Below are 14344 nucleotides of genomic sequence, written 5' to 3'. Positions count from 1 at the left end.
CCTTGGTTTTATTGCTCCTTTTGGTGCGGCGTAGAATGATGCGGACATGAGTGAAAACACTATCCCCGGTATCGACGACTATGATGGCCCCGCGGGCGGTTGGGGCGCGCTCGGCGCCGTCGCCCGTGCGCTCAGCGGGCAGATGGCCATCGCCCGCGAGTCCATCGCCCTGCACAAGGTGAACCAGCCGCAAGGCTTCGACTGTCCGGGTTGCGCCTGGCCCGACCCCAAGGAGACTTCCTCCTTCGAGTTCTGCGAAAACGGCGCGAAGGCGGTGTCCTGGGAGGCCACGGCCAAGCGCGTGCGGCCCGAGTTCTTCGCCAGGAATACGGTGGCCGACCTGTGGAAACTGTCCGACTACACGCTTGAAGGCCTGGGGCGGATCACCCATCCCATGGCGTACGACCGCGCCAGCGACACTTATCGTCCGATCGCGTGGGAAGAAGCGTTCCAGCGCATCGGCGCGGCGCTGCGTGCGTTGCCGGACCCGAACATGGCCGAGTTCTATACCTCGGGCCGCGCCTCCAACGAAGCCGCTTTCCTGTACCAGCTGTTCGTCCGTGAGTTCGGTACGAACAATTTCCCCGATTGTTCGAACATGTGCCACGAGGCCACCAGCGTAGGCCTGCCGCAGTCGATCGGGGTCGGCAAGGGCACGGTGGTGCTCGAGGATTTCGAACACTGCGATGCGATCTTCTGCATCGGCCATAACCCCGGCACGAACCACCCGCGCATGCTGTCGACCTTGCGCGAAGCCTCGCTGCGCGGCGTGCCCATCGTGGTGCTCAATCCCCTGCCCGAGCGAGGCCTGGAACGGTTCACGTCACCGCAGCATCCGGTGGAAATGCTCACCGGCAAGTCCACGCGCATTGCTTCCACCTATTACAAGCTGAAGATCGGCGGCGATGTCGCCGTGCTGAAGGGCATGATGAAGGCCGTGCTCACGGCCGACGAACGCGCTGTCGCAGCTGGCATGCCTCGCATCATCGACCATGCATTCATCGAGGCCCACACGAGCGGTTTCGATGCTCTCGTGGAGGATGTCGCGAACACCTCCTGGGAAGCGATCGAGCGTGCCTCGGGGCTCACCCGCGCTCAGGTCGAAGACGCGGCGGACATATACGCCAAGGCCAAGAACGTCATCGTCTGCTACGGCATGGGCATCACCCAGCACGTGCACGGCACCGAGAACGTGCAGCAGATCGCCAACCTGTTGCTCCTGCGCGGCAACATCGGCCGCCGCGGCGCGGGCATCTGCCCGCTGCGTGGCCATAGCAACGTGCAGGGCGACCGCACGGTGGGCATCACCGAGAAGCCGACCGATGCGCTGAACGACGGCATCCGCGCCACCTACGGCTTCGAACCACCCACGGCGCATGGCCACGACGCCGTCGCCGCCGTCATCGCGATCCGCGAAGGCCGCTCGAAAGCCCTCGTCGCCCTCGGTGGCAACCTCGCCGTGGCGATGCCGGACACGACGGAGACCTTCGAGGCGATGGCGAAGCTGGACCTCGCCGTGCATATCGCCACGAAGCTCAACCGATCGCACCTCATCCTGGCGAAGGAATCGTTCATCCTGCCTTGCCTGGGCAGGACGGAACTGGACGTGCAGGCCACCGGCCCGCAGTCGGTCACCGTGGAAGACTCGATGTCGATGGTGCATGCGTCCGCCGGCACGTTGACCCCGGCTTCGGAACACCTGCGTTCCGAACCGTGGATCATCGGCGGCATCGCCAAGGCCACCCTGCCTGCCACGCGCGTGGACTGGGACCGGCTCGTGGGTGACTACAACCTCATCCGCGACGACATCGAGAAGGTCTTTCCGATCTTCCGCGACTTCAACAAGCGCGTGAACGTACCGGGCGGATTCCGCCTGCCGGTGGCGGCGAGCGAGCGTGAATGGACCACGTCCGACGGGCGCGCCCGTTTCCTCGTCGCGCGCGGCCTCGATGAAGATCCGCCGCTGGCAACGGATGGCCTCATGCTGACCACCATCCGTTCGCACGACCAGTACAACACCACGATCTACGGCCTCAACGACCGTTACCGTGGCGTCACCGGACGGCGCGATGTCGTCTTCATGCATGCCAACGATCTTGCCGCACGCGGGCTCAAGCACGGCGATCGCATCGACATCTTCGCCACCGGCGCCAACATCGCCGACGGCAAGGAGCGCGCGGTACGCGGTTTCGTCGCCCTCGCCTACGACATCGCAGAGGGCTCGGTCGCGATGTACTACCCCGAAGGCAATGCGCTCATCGCGCTGGAAAGCCACGACCGCCGCTCCGGAACGCCGGCGTACAAGTCGGTGCCGGTGAAAATCGAAGCCTCGACCGTACGTACCGCCGCCCCGGCCCGACCGAAAGCGGAACATGCCGCCTGAGCGCCGCCCACCCGCCGGATGCGCCACGCGGCCGGTGACGCGGGTCGATCGGGGCCGCCGCGTCGACGACGACGACCGGCTCGCGGAAGAGGTCCCGGTGGCGATGCATTTCGATGGCTCGCCATTCGCGGTGATGATGGCGACGCCGGACGATCTGGAGGATTTCGCGCGGGGTTTCGCGTTGACGGAGGGCAAGGTGGAGACGGTGCTGGAGATCGTCGATATCGAGGTGCGCGAGGTGTTGGAAGGCATCACGGTGGATGTACGCACGGCCTCCGGAGAATCGCCGACAAGGTCGGCTCCCACCAGACCCCGCGACCTGGTGGGAGCCGATCCTATCGGCGATTCCTGCATCCTGGTGGGAACCGACCCTGTCGACGATTCGGCCCAGATGGCCCGGCAGCTGCCCGGCCGCAGCGGCTGCGGCATCTGTGGCAGCCGTGAACTCGAGGATGTCGTACGCCATCCCGCACCCGTGGCGGCGGGTCCGGTGGTCGGCGCCGACGCCATCGAGCGCGCCCTCGAATCGCTGCGCGGCATGCAACCCATCAACGCCTTCACCGGCTCCGTGCACGCCGCCGCCTGGGCCACGCCGGATGGCACGATCGTGAAAGTGCGCGAGGACGTCGGCCGGCACAACGCGCTCGACAAACTGATCGGCGCGATGCTCGTCGACGGCAGCGATCCGCGCGACGGCTTCCTCGTGATCACCAGCCGTGCCAGCTACGAAATGGTGACCAAGGCCGCCGTCGCCGGCATGACCCTCGTGGTGGCCATCTCCGCGCCCACGGCGCTCGCCGTGCACCTGGCCGAGGATTGTGGCGTGACCCTGCTCGGCTTCGCCCGCCCGGGTCGATTCAACATCTACAGCCGGCCGGAACGCATCGCCTGAGGTTCAACCCTTGCGTCGGCGCAAACTGTCCTTCACGTCCACATCGAAGCGCACCGTGGTAGCCACCGTGTCGTAGCCGGGGATGTCGAAGACCAGGCCGTCCTTGCTCGGCAGGCGCGACAGCAGGTCGCGCAGCGCCACGCGCGGGACGCCCATGCGCCACTCGTGGGCGTTGCCGGAAAGCGTGCATGCGGCCCCATCGGTGGCGTCGATCGAATAGCGCATGGTGAATGCCTTGCCGAACGCCGTCGAGCCCAACAGGGCGATGTCGTCGAGCAACTCGCCCAGCTCGTCCTCGTCGATGCGGACGCGGACGGTGTCGTCTTCCAGCTGCACTCTCATGCGTTGACCTCGCGCCATTCCTGGGGGGTGTTGCAGTTCAACAGGTACCGTGTATCGATGCCGTCGAGCGGCAGTCTCGCCGTACCGAGCCGCTCCTGCAAGGCGAAGACCGAGCGTTCGCGTCCGCTGAGCGCCATGACACCTGCAAGCGCCTCGCGTGTGGCCGCGTTCATCGTCAGGCGCATCGGCAGCGGGTGGCCCTGCCAACTGGCCGCCGCCGGCGAGGATGCGGCAAGCAATGGCCGGAGCACGTCCTCGTGCAACCACGGCATGTCCACGGGAATCACCAGCCACTCGCCATCCGGGAGTTCGTCGGCCGCGCTCGCGATGCCACCGACGGGGCCGGCCTCTGGCCAGCGATCGGGGATTCCTCCCACGCGCGCGCCGCTGATCGCCAGCCGTTCCGCGCCCGCGGCACGCAATACCGAGAGGCCACGTTCGAGCAAGGTGTGGCCTTCGAGACGCATGAGCGCCTTGTCTTCGCCCATGCGGGACGAACGGCCCCCGGCGAGGACGAGTCCGACGATCACGTGGCGTCCGCCGGATCGATCGGCCACGCCTCGGCATCGTCGCCGGTGCCGGCGGTCAGCCAGGTGTTCGCCTGTGCATAGGGAAGGATGCGATACGCCGCCTGCGCATCCGCGAGGTGCGCGACCTGCCTTCCTTGCGCATCGTTCCCGACACGCCCCAACGCGAAATGCCGCATGCCTTCGCGCCCGACGAATGGCGTCGCCAGCGTCACGCGCGTGGGGCGCTCGGCAGCGAGACCCGCCATGGCGCGCAACACGGGCGCGACGAAGAAGCGATATCCCACCGCCACCGCGATGGGATTGCCGGGCAAGGCGAGTACCAGCGGCCCGCCGTCGAAACGTGCGGCGAGCAACGGCTTGCCCGGCCGGATCGCGACCTTGTGAAAGAGTTCGCGCGCACCGAGCGAAGCCAGTGCGGACGGCACGAAATCGAAGCGCCCCGCGGACACGGCGCCCGTGGTGACGATAAGGTCCGCTCCGGCGTCCCGTGCGTCGCGTACGGCGACATGGAACGCATCGCCCATGTCGGGCACCCGCGCACGCCCCACCGGCTCGACGCCCCAGGAAGCGAGGCTGGCGGCAAGAAACGGTCCATTGGAATCGTGGATGCCTCCCGGCGGCAAGGGACCGGTGGGGTTGAGTTCGCTACCGGTCGCGATGACCGCCACGCGCGGCTGGCGCACGACGTCGACGCGATCGATACCCAATGCGGCGAGCAACATGATCGCCGCGGCGTCGATGCGCCGTCCGCGTTCGAGGGCAAGCGCTCCTTCGCCGATGTCCGCACCGGCATGGCGCACATTCTGCCCGCGGCGCTCGTCGGCAAGGAAACGGACCTCCCCACCCCGCCTTTCGCAGCGTTCCACGGGGACGACGGTGTCGAAGCCCTTCGGCATGCGCGCGCCGGTGGCGATCTCGCAGGCTTCGGCTTCCGGATACGTGTCGATCGTGTCGCCGGCCGCATGCATCGCTGCCACGGCGCGAACGGTTCCGGCGGGGATGGTCTCGCCTCCGGCACGAAGGGCATAGCCATCCATCGCCGCGTTGTCGAACGAGGGAAGCGCCAGCGGGCTGGCCAGGTCGGTGGCGAGGAATCGCCGCCGGGCGGCATCGAGGGCGACCTGCTCCACCTCGAGCGTCCGGACTTCGGCAAGCAGGAGCGCCAGCGCTTCGGGATAGGAAATCATGGGTGAAGCGTAACCCGCCCACGCGCCACCGTGTAGAAGCAAAGGGCGGCCATATGGCCGCCCTTGCCTCACGTCACGCCGAACGGCGTGACTGTTCCTGCGTCGCCGCCGGCCGGTAAGCGTGGAACGCCACCGTGGCCGAGGCGCGGCCCTGGCTCAGCGAACGCAAGGCGGTGCTGTAGCCGTCGAGTTGCGCGAGGGGCACGTCGGCGTCGATCTCCGTGCGTTCCTGGCGGTCGACGAGGTTGACGATCTGCCCGCCACGGCGTTGCAGGTCGCCCAGCACATCGCCCACCGCCGAACCCGGCGCACTCACCGACACGCGCATCACCGGCTCCAGCAGCACCGTGCCCGTGGCTTCCAGCGCCGATTTCACCGCGATCTGCGCCGCGCGATGGAAGGCGGCCTCGTTCGAGTCCACGGCATGGGCCTGCCCGTCCAGCACGGCGACCGCCGCGCCGACCACGGGATAGCCACGCGGCCCTTCCACCAGTGCCGAGGCGACACCTTTCTCCACCGCCGCCTGGAACTGCCTGGGAATGACGCCGCCCGTGGTGCGGTCCTCGAAGCGGTTGGTCTCCTCGCCGGTCGGCGTGACCGACAGCACCACGCGCGCGAACTGTCCGCTGCCACCGGTCTGCTTGGCGAGCTTGCCCTCCACGGCGCCGGACGCGGCCGCCGGGGTTTCCTGGTAAGCCACGCGCGGCGAACCCGTGCGCACCTGCACACCCCACTCGCGACGCAGGCGCTCCACCATCACTTCCAGGTGAAGTTCGCCCATGCCCCAGACCAGGGTCTCGCCGGTGTCGGGATCGGTGCCAACGCGGAACGACGGGTCCTCCTGCGCGAGGCGGGCGAGACCGTTGCCCAGCTTGAGCAGGTCGGCCGAGCGCTCGGGCGACAGCCGCCACGACAGCACGGCCGGTTGCGCCTGGATGGTCTCCAGCCGCACGCGGCGGTGCGTGTCGGACAAGGTCTCGCCCGTGGCCACGTCTTTCCAGCCCGCGATGGCGACGATGTCTCCCGCCTCGGCGGCATCCACGGCTTCCGTGTCTTCCGCGCGCACCACCGCGAGCCGGCCGATACGCTGCACGCGATCGGTACCGCTACGCCACACGGCATCGCCGACGTTCAACCGGCCCGAATACACGCGGATGAAGGCCAGCGGCCCATGCGCCTGGTTGACCACCTTGAAGACGAGCGCCGCCAACGGCGCGTCCGCATCGGGCGCGACCATCGTGTCGCCTTCGTCGGTGTGGCCAACCACGGCTGGACGATCCAGTGGCGATGGCAGGTACGCGACGAGCGCATCCAGCAGCGGTTCGATACCGACGTTGCGGAACGCCGAGCCCGGAAGTACCGGCGAGCCGGCACCCGCGAGCGTGCCGCGCCGAAGCGCCGCCGTGAGCGCCGCCGCATCGACCGGCTGTTCGGCGAGCCAGAGTTCGGCCAGCGTATCGTCACGATCGGCCACGGCGGCCACGAGTTCGGCACGCGCGTCCGCATGCGTCGCGCGCTCGCCGTCCGTCCATGGCTGGACCGTAGGCGTGCCCACCTCGTCGAAACGCCAGGTGCGTTCCGCCACGAGGTCGACGAGGCCCGTCATGTGTTCGCCTTCGACGATCGGGCGCGCCACCACCCACGGGTTCGCACCGAGCTTGTCGCGCATCTGCCCGACCACCGCGTCGAAGTCCGCACCCGGGCGGTCCATCTTGTTGACGAACGCCATCAACGGCACGCCATGCCGGCGCGCCTGGTGCCAGACGGTTTCGGATTGCGGCTGCACGCCGGCCACGCCGGAGAACACGGTGACCGCGCCGTCGAGCACGCGCAGCGAACGCTCGACCTCGATCGCGAAGTCGATGTGTCCCGGCGTGTCGATCAGGGTCAGGCGATGCGGCTGGCCGCCTTCCGGCGTCCAGTTCGCGCGCACGGCGGCGGCGCCGATCGTGATGCCACGCTCGCGTTCGAGTTCCATATGGTCGGTGGTGGTGGCGCCGTCGTGCACTTCACCGGTGCGATGGATCGTGCCGGTCTTGTAGAGCAGGCGTTCGGTGAGCGTGGTCTTGCCCGCGTCGACGTGCGCGATGATGCCGAGGTTGCGCCAACGGCCGACGGGGATCTGGGTTTCGCGGGTGGTACTCATAGCTAACGGTTCCTGATGGGGTCGCCAGGGGCTCGGATGTCGTCTCGAGCGAGGCACTCCCCGATCCGTTTACCGCCGCCCCTGGCTGAGCGGGACGGTCAGGATCGGGGGTCGCGGCAGTTCTTCATGGCACGCTGCTCCAACGGTGGGTTCGCAAGGGAAAATCGGGACAAAAAAAAGCACCCTTGCGGGTGCTTTCGGTGTTCCTGGCAGCCGGTGCGCCGTCTTACGACGAAGCTCCGCCAGGCACGGAACGCGCGCACCCGCGACGCGCCCATGGGGCGATCGGTGGGACGTGCATCAAATCGTGCTTGCAGCGGAACATGGCTTGGCTCTCGTGACAGGACGCGAATGCTACGCCCGGGCCGGTTGACCGGCAAGGCGCGCCGTCTTCGCGTTGGACTCCAAGTTAGGGACGCCCGGGCCGGTTTCAAGGGGAGGCGGCATACCCGCCTTCGCTACCGTGGCGACCACGTTTCACATGACGCGATTGTCATGATCGACGGGGCGCCCGGCATCTACAGTATGTGGCTATACAAATGTCCCGTCCGGACACCGCCCCGTCCACACATGTCTTGGAGCCCCGCATGCGCTACGTCAAACTCGGCCGTACCGGCCTGGACATCTCTCCCCTGGTCCTCGGCTGCATGACCTACGGGGTGCCCGATCGCGGCAACCACGCCTGGACGCTCGACGAGGAACAGAGCCGCCCCTTCATCCGCAAGGCGCTCGACCTCGGGATCAATTTCTTCGATACCGCGAATGCGTATTCCGACGGCACCTCCGAGGAAATCGTCGGGCGTGCGCTGAAGGATTTCGCGAGGCGCGACGAAGTCGTGATCGCGACGAAGACGTACTTCCACTGGCGCAAGGGTCCCAACGGTGGCGGTCTTTCGCGCAAGGCGATCTTCCACTCCGTCGACGACAGCCTTCAGCGCCTCGGCACCGATTACATCGACCTTCTGCAGATCCACCGCGCGGATCACGCCACGCCGGTCGAAGAGACGCTCGAAGCGTTGCACGACCTGGTGAAGGCGGGAAAGGTGCGCTACCTCGGCGCGTCGTCGATGTACGCGTGGCAGTTCGCGAAGATGGTCTACACCTCGCGCCTCCACGGCTGGACCGAGTTCGTGAGCATGCAGGACCACTACAACCTGCTGCAGCGGGAGGAAGAGCGCGAGATGATTCCGTTCTGCATCGACCAGGACATCGCGGTCATCCCATGGAGCCCACTGGCGCGCGGCCGCCTCACGCGCGACTGGGACGAAACCAGTACCCGCCAGGAGAGCGACGTCTTCGGTAGCACGCTCTACAACGCGACCGCCGATTCGGACAAGGCGATCGTCGCGGCGGTGAAGAAGGTCGCCGAGGGGCGCGGCGTACCGCGTGCACAGGTGGCCTTGTCCTGGGTGGCCCATCGCGAAGGCATCACCGCGCCGATCGTGGGAGCATCGAAGCCACATCATCTCGACGATGCCGTGGCGGCGATCGATCTCGTGCTGCGCCCGGAAGAGACGGCGATGCTGGAAGCCGCCTACGGTCCCCATCCGATCGAAGGCTTTGAATAGACGTCCGCGGCCGCCGCGTGGCGGCCTCGGGGGCGCTTCTGAATAGAAGTGCCCTCCTTCGCATTGACTTTGGACGTCCAGAGGGCTAATTTCCCGCTTGTTAGCGGTCTTTATCTCTCTATTCGAATAGGAAGATAAAGCTAAGAGGGAAGCCGGTGGGAATCCGGCGCTGCCCCGCAGCGGTATGTGGAGACGAACCCGTCACAGGCACTGGATCGATGAGGATCCGGGAAGCGATGGGGGAGGAGGCGCCTCGGCGCCACATCCACGAGCCCGAAGACCTGCCGCCAGCCGGAGCGACGCGCCGTCATGGGTGCGCCGCTCCGTCCGGCCTGGGCCGTCGCCTCCTCCCGGGGCATGGCCCGGTTCGCCCGCGGGGGCGAAGGTCGACGGCAAACCCTCATGACCCAGGCATCGCCCAAGGGGTTTACTCCGGCGACGTCCGTGTCATGCGACGAGCCGCCCTTCCCTCCTCTTTCTTGCAAAGAGGAACACTCATGCCACACGTCACCTACCCCGGTTTTCCCCGTATCGGCCGCCGCCGTGAGTTGAAGCGCGCGCTCGAAGCCCATTGGAAGGGAAACATCGGCTCCGAGGAACTGCTCGATATCGCCCGTGAATTGCGCTCGCGGCACTGGGCGCTCGCCCGGGACGCGGGTGCCGACAGCGTTTCGGTGAACGATTTTTCGCTCTACGACCACGTGCTCGATGCCGCGGTCATGGTGGACGCCATTCCGGAACGCTACCGACCGCTTTACGACATCGATCCGCTGGCCGGCTACTTCGCCATGGCACGCGGCAGGCAGGACGATCGCTTCGACCTGCCCGCGCTGGAAATGACCAAGTGGTTCGACACCAACTACCACTACATCGTCCCCGAGGTATCGGCGGGCCAGACGTTCGCCGCCCGGCCCGGCAAGGTCGTGGACGAATATCGCGAAGCGGTCGCGGCGGGACACGTCGCACGCCCGGTGCTGCTCGGCCCGATCACCTTCCTGTGCCTCGCCAAGGCGGTCGATGGCAGCGACCCGCTGGCACTACTCGATGCGCTCCTTCCCGCCTGGGTCGGCGTGCTCGACGCCCTTGCCGACGCAGGCGCCGGGTGGGTGCAGGTGGACGAGCCCGTGCTGGCGCTCGATCTCGACGATGCGACGCGCGAAGCCTTTCGCCATGCCTATGCGTGGGTCGCCACGCGGTCACGGGTACGGGTGCTGGTCGCGACCTACTTCGGTTCACTCGACGGCAATCTCGAACTCGCCATGTCGCTGCCCGTCGCCGGCCTGCACGTCGACCTCGCACGTGCGCCGGAGCAACTCGACGCGGTGCTCGACGCGCTGCCGGCCGACCGCGTCCTCTCGGCGGGTGTTCTCGATGGACGCAACATCTGGCTGAGCGACCCCTCGATCATCCTTCCTCGCGTGCAGGCGCTACGCGATCGCCTTGGCAACGGGCGCTTGTGGCTGTCGACGTCGTGCTCCTTGCTGCACGTGCCGCTGGATGCCGGCGAGGAAAAGCGCCTGCCCGGAAATCTCGCGACGTGGTTGTCGTTCGCGCGGCAGAAAATCGCCGAGCTGCGCCACTACGCCGACGCCGTCCAGGGCGATGCAGTCGCCCGGGAAGCGCTCGCGCGCCAGCGCATACTGATCGCCGGGCGACAGGCCGCGCCGGGGGTCGTGCGTGACGAGGTACGCAAACGCGTTCGCCAGCTCACGGCGCAGTTCGGCCGGCGCCGCTCGGCGTACCCGTTCCGCGCCGCCATACAGCGTGAGCGGTTCGGCTTGCCCGACCTGCCGACGACGACCATCGGCTCGTTCCCGCAGACGGCGACCCTTCGTGTCGCCCGCGCCGCGCACCGCGCAGGCAAGCTGGACGACGAGTCATATACCGTCATCCTGCGCGATGAAGTGCGCCGTGCCGTGGCGTTCCAGGAAGAGGCCGGTATCGACGTGCTCGTCCATGGCGAGCCCGAACGCAACGACATGGTCGAGTATTTCGGTGAACAGCTCGACGGCTACGCCTTTACGTCGTTCGGCTGGGTGCAGAGCTACGGCTCGCGCTGCGTGAAACCACCGATCGTCTATGGCGACGTGGCACGGCCCGCGCCCATGACCGTGGCCTGGTCCGCGTTCGCGCAATCGCTGACGAAAAAACCGATGAAGGGCATGCTCACCGGTCCGGTGACGATGCTGCAATGGTCGTTCGTGCGCGACGATCTGCCCCGCGCGGACGTCTGCCGGCAGATCGCGCTCGCCTTGCGCGACGAGGTGCACGATCTCGAAAGAGCGGGCATCGGCATCGTGCAGATCGACGAACCCGCCTTGCGCGAAGGCCTGCCGCTGCGTCGTGCCGAGTGGAATGGCTATCTCGCGTGGGCGGTGGAGGCGTTCCGCATCACCGCCGGCGGCGTCAGTGACGCGACCCAGGTGCACACCCACATGTGCTACTCGGAGTTCAACGACATCATCGAGGCGGTCGCGGCCATGGATGCCGACGTGATTTCCATCGAAACCAGCCGCTCGCGAATGGCGTTGCTCGATGCCTTCACACGGTTCCAGTACCCGAACGGCATCGGCCCCGGTGTCTACGACATCCACTCCCCTCGGGTTCCCGCCGAGGGCGAAATGGCCGGTCTGCTTGCCCGCGCGTTGCAGGTATTGCGTCCCGACCAGCTCTGGGTGAACCCCGATTGCGGCCTGAAGACCCGTGACTGGCCCGAGGTCGCCGCGGCGCTGAAGACCATGGTCGCGGTGGCGAAGGCGGCGCGCCAGCGGTTGGGGGCGGCGGCCTGACCCACCGTGGGCCGGTGGGCGCGCCCTGCTGAACATCCATGCAATCGTCACTCCCGGGCGCTACCCTTCCCCCTGCAAACCGGCCCGGAGGCGTGTATCATGGCGCGCCCTTTATCTCTTTATCCGTAAAGAAGGATATATCCCCGCGATGAGCAACTACCTCTTCACCTCCGAGTCGGTCTCCGAAGGCCATCCGGACAAGATCGCCGACCAGATCTCCGACGCCGTTCTGGACGCCATCCTGGCCCAGGACCCGCGCGCTCGCGTGGCCTGCGAGACGCTGGTGAAGACCGGCGTCGCCATCGTCGCGGGCGAGATCACCACCAGCGCGTGGATCGACCTCGAGGCGCTGACCCGCAAGGTCATCCTCGACATCGGCTACGACAGCTCCGAAGTCGGGTTCGACGGCGAGACCTGCGGCGTGCTGAACCTGATCGGCAAGCAGTCCCCGGACATCAACCAGGGCGTCGACCGCAAGAAGCCGGAAGAACAGGGCGCGGGCGACCAGGGCCTGATGTTCGGCTACGCCACGAACGAGACCAGCGAATACATGCCGGCGGCGATCCACTACGCGCATCGCCTCGTCGAGCAGCAGACCAAGGTCCGCAAGAAGAAGAACTCGCCGCTGCCGTGGCTGCGCCCGGATGCCAAGAGCCAGGTCACCCTGCGCTACGAGAACGGCGAGGCCGTCGCCATCGACGCTGTCGTGCTGTCGACCCAGCACGATCCGGACGTGAAGCAGAAGGACCTGATCGAAGGCGTGCGCGAGTTGATCCTGAAGCCGGTGCTGCCGGCGAAGCTCCTGCACAAGGGCACCAAGTTCCACATCAACCCGACCGGCAAGTTCGTCATCGGTGGCCCGGTGGGCGACTGCGGCCTGACCGGGCGCAAGATCATCGTCGACACCTACGGCGGCTGGGCCCGTCACGGCGGTGGCGCGTTCTCGGGCAAGGACCCGTCCAAGGTCGACCGTTCGGCCGCCTATGCGGCTCGCTATGTCGCCAAGAACATCGTCGCCGCCGGCCTCGCCGACCGTTGCGAGATCCAGGTCAGCTACGCCATCGGCGTGGCCGAGCCCACCTCGATCTCGGTGACCACCTTCGGCACCGGCAAGATCCCCGACGAGAAGATCGAGAAGCTGATCCGCAAGCACTTCGACCTGCGTCCGTACGGCATCATCAAGATGCTCGACCTGGTCCACCCGATGTACCAGCCGACCGCGTCGAACGGCCACTTCGGCCGCAAGCCCTACGAGATCACCGACAAGAACGGCAACACGTTCACGGCGTTCTCCTGGGAGAAGACCGACAAGGCCGACGTCCTGCGCGATGCCGCCGGACTCGGCGCGACGGTCGCCCGCCGCAAGTAAGCGGCGCTTCCGGCAAGGCATGAGAACGGGCGCCCACGGCGCCCGTTTTCTTTTGCGAAGCGCGCCTCTGGTGAAAGCCTCCTTTCGTAAAAGCCTCCTTTGGTGGAAGCCCCCTTTGGTAGGCCCCCCCTTTGGTGGAAACCCGCCCCTTGGGAAGAACCAGCCTTTTGTGGGAGCCGACCTTGTCGGCGATGGGTGCTTGCCAAAACCTGCCCGCTGCCGCGGGATCGCCGGCAAAGCCGGCTCCCACAAAACCCTGGCCCACGAAAGCCCTGGCTCCGTAAGACCTGGCTCCGTAAGACCTGGCCCCATAAGGCTGGGCCATAAGGCTCCGGGTAACCCTTCGCTCGCTGGCCGGCAGGCTTCCGTTTCCGCATCGGTCACGGTCATTTCATGGCCGGGATGCGACACCTTGGATGTCCCCAGCGGAGAAGCCACCCATGACCCATCGTCCTGTCCATGCCCTCGCCACCGCCTTCCTCGCCGTGGCGCTGTCCTGTGCCGTTCAAGCCCAGGAAAAAGATACCCTCGGCGGTACCGCCACCGATGCCGGCTTCTTCAAGAACGCGACCGCGTCCGGCATGGCCGAAGTCCAGGCGAGCGAACTCGCCCTGAAGCAAGCGTCATCGGCGAAGGTCAAGGCGTTCGCGCAGCGCATGGTCGACGACCATACGAAAGCGCAGGACGAACTCAAGTCACTGAAGATGGGCGACAAGGGCTATGCGATCGCTCATGACCCACTGCCCGACAGCGAAAAGCGCATCGACGCGCTATCGCGCTTGCACGGCGCCGACTTCGATCGCGAATACGCGAAGCTGATGGTCGCCGACCACGAGAAGGCCGTCGCGATCTTCGAGGTGGAAATCGAGAAGGGCTCGAACGACCAACTGAAGGCTTTCGCGAAGAAGACGTTGCCGACACTGAAGGATCATTTGAAGCGGGCGAAGGCGCTTCCCTGATCGTCCCGCCACCATCCTGTGGAAGCCTCTTAAGCGGCCATGCTTTCGCGAGCACCCATCGCCGGCAAAGCCGGCTCCCACAACGAGCGACAGGCACGCCTCGCCGTCCTGTGTGGGAGCCGCTTAAGCGACGATGCTTTCGCGGGCCCGATCGCCGACAGGGTCGGCTCCCACCAGTC

Annotated in this window: 10 protein-coding genes and 1 riboswitch; of the genes, 6 read left to right on the top strand and 4 right to left on the bottom strand. The window is 66.8% G+C overall.

The features are described from left to right. Positions 1-46: 46 nt before the first annotated feature. Together ACR9ZJ_RS06805 and fdhD are read left to right on the top strand one after the other, a co-directional pair. On the top strand, positions 47-2383 hold the full coding sequence (locus ACR9ZJ_RS06805) for an FdhF/YdeP family oxidoreductase (protein WP_481287279.1): 2337 nt from the start codon (positions 47-49) through the stop codon (positions 2381-2383). Further along, positions 2373-3275 carry a formate dehydrogenase accessory sulfurtransferase FdhD gene (gene fdhD, locus ACR9ZJ_RS06800; RefSeq protein WP_481287278.1) on the top strand — a complete coding sequence of 301 codons (903 nt, stop codon included), beginning with the start codon at positions 2373-2375 and terminating at the stop codon, positions 3273-3275. Before ACR9ZJ_RS06805 ends, fdhD begins: the two co-directional genes overlap by 11 nt. A 3-nt stretch (positions 3276-3278) precedes the next feature. Here the strand turns inward: fdhD and ACR9ZJ_RS06795 are convergent, their stop codons facing one another. The 4 genes from ACR9ZJ_RS06795 to fusA form a co-directional block, all read right to left on the bottom strand. Continuing rightward, complete coding sequence (locus ACR9ZJ_RS06795; protein WP_481287277.1) at positions 3279-3617, bottom strand: hypothetical protein; 339 nt, start codon at positions 3615-3617, stop codon at positions 3279-3281. Then, complete coding sequence (gene mobA / locus ACR9ZJ_RS06790) at positions 3614-4174, bottom strand: molybdenum cofactor guanylyltransferase (protein WP_481287276.1); 561 nt, start codon at positions 4172-4174, stop codon at positions 3614-3616. The genes ACR9ZJ_RS06795 and mobA overlap by 4 nt, the downstream gene beginning before the upstream one ends. Next, complete coding sequence (locus ACR9ZJ_RS06785; RefSeq protein WP_481287275.1) at positions 4144-5334, bottom strand: molybdopterin molybdotransferase MoeA; 1191 nt, start codon at positions 5332-5334, stop codon at positions 4144-4146. The genes mobA and ACR9ZJ_RS06785 overlap by 31 nt, the downstream gene beginning before the upstream one ends. 73 nt (positions 5335-5407) lie before the next feature. Then, the gene (gene fusA / locus ACR9ZJ_RS06780) at positions 5408-7480 is read right to left on the bottom strand and encodes an elongation factor G (protein WP_481287274.1); all 2073 of its coding nucleotides are present in this window, start codon (positions 7478-7480) and stop codon (positions 5408-5410) included. A gap of 587 nt (positions 7481-8067) precedes the next feature. On the opposite strand from fusA, the gene ACR9ZJ_RS06775 reads away from it, so the two are divergent. The 4 genes from ACR9ZJ_RS06775 (at position 8068) to ACR9ZJ_RS06760 (ending at position 14165) form a co-directional block, all read left to right on the top strand. Next, the gene (locus tag ACR9ZJ_RS06775; protein ID WP_481287273.1) at positions 8068-9048 is read left to right on the top strand and encodes an aldo/keto reductase; all 981 of its coding nucleotides are present in this window, start codon (positions 8068-8070) and stop codon (positions 9046-9048) included. Positions 9049-9135: 87 nt separating this feature from the next. Further along, positions 9136-9351, top strand: a riboswitch (cobalamin riboswitch). Positions 9352-9545: 194 nt separating this feature from the next. Next, positions 9546-11837, top strand: coding sequence for a 5-methyltetrahydropteroyltriglutamate--homocysteine S-methyltransferase (gene metE / locus ACR9ZJ_RS06770; protein WP_481287272.1), 2292 nt, complete (start codon positions 9546-9548; stop codon positions 11835-11837). 148 nt (positions 11838-11985) lie between these two features. Then, positions 11986-13206, top strand: a complete 1221-nt coding sequence (gene metK, locus ACR9ZJ_RS06765) for a methionine adenosyltransferase (RefSeq protein ID WP_306850936.1) — start codon at positions 11986-11988, stop codon at positions 13204-13206. Positions 13207-13646: 440 nt separating this feature from the next. Then, positions 13647-14165 carry a DUF4142 domain-containing protein gene (locus ACR9ZJ_RS06760; RefSeq protein WP_481287271.1) on the top strand — a complete coding sequence of 173 codons (519 nt, stop codon included), beginning with the start codon at positions 13647-13649 and terminating at the stop codon, positions 14163-14165. Positions 14166-14344: the final 179 nt, after the last annotated feature.

The sequence above is a fragment of the Luteibacter sp. KNZ12-1A genome (assembly GCF_056755675.1).
The sequence above is the reverse complement of the archived record's forward strand: the minus strand, read 5'-3'. Positions and strand labels throughout refer to the sequence as shown.